The organism is Xanthovirga aplysinae (assembly GCF_009711365.1).
Lineage (GTDB): Bacteria > Bacteroidota > Bacteroidia > Cytophagales > Cyclobacteriaceae > Xanthovirga > Xanthovirga aplysinae.
Genome location: NZ_SMMB01000469.1, coordinates 1 through 1,775, shown reverse-complemented (window position 1 = coordinate 1,775; position 1,775 = coordinate 1). Strand labels below are relative to the sequence as shown.

The following is a 1,775-nucleotide window of genomic DNA, read 5'->3' as shown; positions in this document are numbered from 1 at the left end:
AATCAAGCCAATAGCCTCAAGAAATCTATGACTATTTATTCCATTTTTTAAAAAACAATTTCCTTTAATTTAACCTTCTTCTTTTGGAGCCTCTGTTTTAATCAAAGTGTAATCTTTTAATTTTATTTTTCATGAAAAAGAAAAAACTAAACTTAGGACAAATTGAAGTACAAAGCTTTGTAACATCCCTTCAAAATGAAAAAGTAAATACAGTAAAGGGGGCGGGATTGGAAACCTTCATTTGTAAGTTTTCAATCAATTTTCCTTGTAATGCTAGTTCTCCTTGTGGGCCTATTCTTTCTAGTCTTCCTTGCATTCCTGATACAGAATTTCTAGGTTGCTGTGAATAAGAATTTTAACAACTCCCCAAGCCAAAGAAAAGGGGAGTTGTTAAAAAATTCTTTCCACCTATCTAATATGCGTAATTGTTTCCAGTAGCACCTTAAAGTGGAAGTAATACCGTATGAGGAAAGGTATCTTTCTACTAGGTGGAGGCCCCTATATCCTATCCATAAGCCCAATTACAAACCCATGTAATACTTTTCTCTACTCAACTTTAGTTTTTTAAAGATATCCCATTTTATAAAGTATAAACCCATATATTAATATTTATTTATAGGAAACAATTAAGCATTAATGGGATATATTAGGCTATTGTTAGCGATAATTAACCCTACTCATAACTTAAATCCAACTTTCAGGAAAGTAGATCAGTCCATTTCCTCCTTTTTCTTGGCATTAAGCGACCGTCCAAGCACATAACCCGAAATACCTCCAATAAGAGTCCCTAGGATTTCACTTTCCAATTTTTCAGTAATGCCAAGTAAAAGTATGGTCGAAGTAAGTAAAAAGACGGTAACAATTTCAGTAATTAAACCACTGCCATAAATCAATTTATAAAGTTGCTCAAAAGCATCGGAGCCCGACTCCTGCTTTTTGAAATAAAACCAAAGGGGAAACAAAAATATGGTTAAAATAAACGCTATAAATACAGGGAAACCCCATTGAAAAATCGTTTTATCATGCTCCTTTTTTAAAACATTATGCAATTCAAATCTTTTTCGACTAGCCTGGAAGATATCCGCTTCTAATTGAGCAACCTGCTTCGAAAGCTTATCCTCCTGTTTTTCTAAAGCTTTAGTAATCCCGGTAATTAAACTATCTCTTTTAGAAACCAATTGGGCAACCGAAAGACTTTGCTGAAAACTGGTTAGCCCCTTAGGTTCAATCCCTTTGTCTGCCTCCAAAAATCTTAGGTCCTCCATTACAAGAATTTGGTCCAATAAAGCGGAAGGATCAGGGATAGCTTCCTCAATTTCTAATACTTCCGCCTCAGTAGTTGAAACTGCTCGGTAAATTTCGATAATTCCTTCGGCTAAATAATCTGTTAGATTCTCAAAAGATGCTAAAACCTCCTTTTTATCGGAAGAAGAAGAAAAAGATTTAATTTTGTCCACATCCTTTTCTAAGGTAAAATAATCCAGCTGGGCATGGGTTTCAATGATAATTAAGAGTTTATTAATTATGGCTAAATTTTTCTTAAAACCCTCTAGTTGGTTATCTTTTTTATTGATAAATCGTTCCAGATATTCCAAATCTTCAATCCCATCAATTTCCTGCTTATCCACATTTTGACCAAGGACACTAGTAAACCCTAAAAAAAGAAATATTGTAAAAAATAATTGCCTTTTCATTAATCAAATATTTTCAAATTAAAACAAACTAATTTGTTTAAAAAACCATTTCGGTAGCAATAAAAATACATAAAATATTTT

2 protein-coding genes are annotated in these 1,775 nt (G+C 32.8%); one reads left to right on the top strand and one right to left on the bottom strand.

Going from position 1 to position 1,775, the window contains the following annotated elements:
• Window positions 1–131: 131 nt before the first annotated feature.
• Window positions 132–350 carry a pinensin family lanthipeptide gene (locus E1171_RS01870; protein WP_155203514.1) on the top strand — a complete coding sequence of 73 codons (219 nt, stop codon included), beginning with the start codon at window positions 132–134 and terminating at the stop codon, window positions 348–350.
• Window positions 351–710: 360 nt separating this feature from the next.
• Here E1171_RS01870 and E1171_RS01865 read toward each other — a convergent pair whose 3' ends face one another.
• Window positions 711–1,694: a hypothetical protein gene (locus E1171_RS01865; RefSeq protein ID WP_155203512.1), complete on the bottom strand. Its 984-nt coding sequence runs from the start codon at window positions 1,692–1,694 to the stop codon at window positions 711–713.
• Window positions 1,695–1,775 lie beyond the last annotated feature (81 nt).

Bases quoted from the DNA above. Each gene is read 5' to 3' on its own strand.
- E1171_RS01870 (WP_155203514.1), top strand. From the start codon at position 132: ATGAAAAAGAAAAAACTAAACTTAGGACAAATTGAAGTACAAAGCTTT.
- E1171_RS01865 (WP_155203512.1), bottom strand. From the start codon at position 1,694: ATGAAAAGGCAATTATTTTTTACAATATTTCTTTTTTTAGGGTTTACT.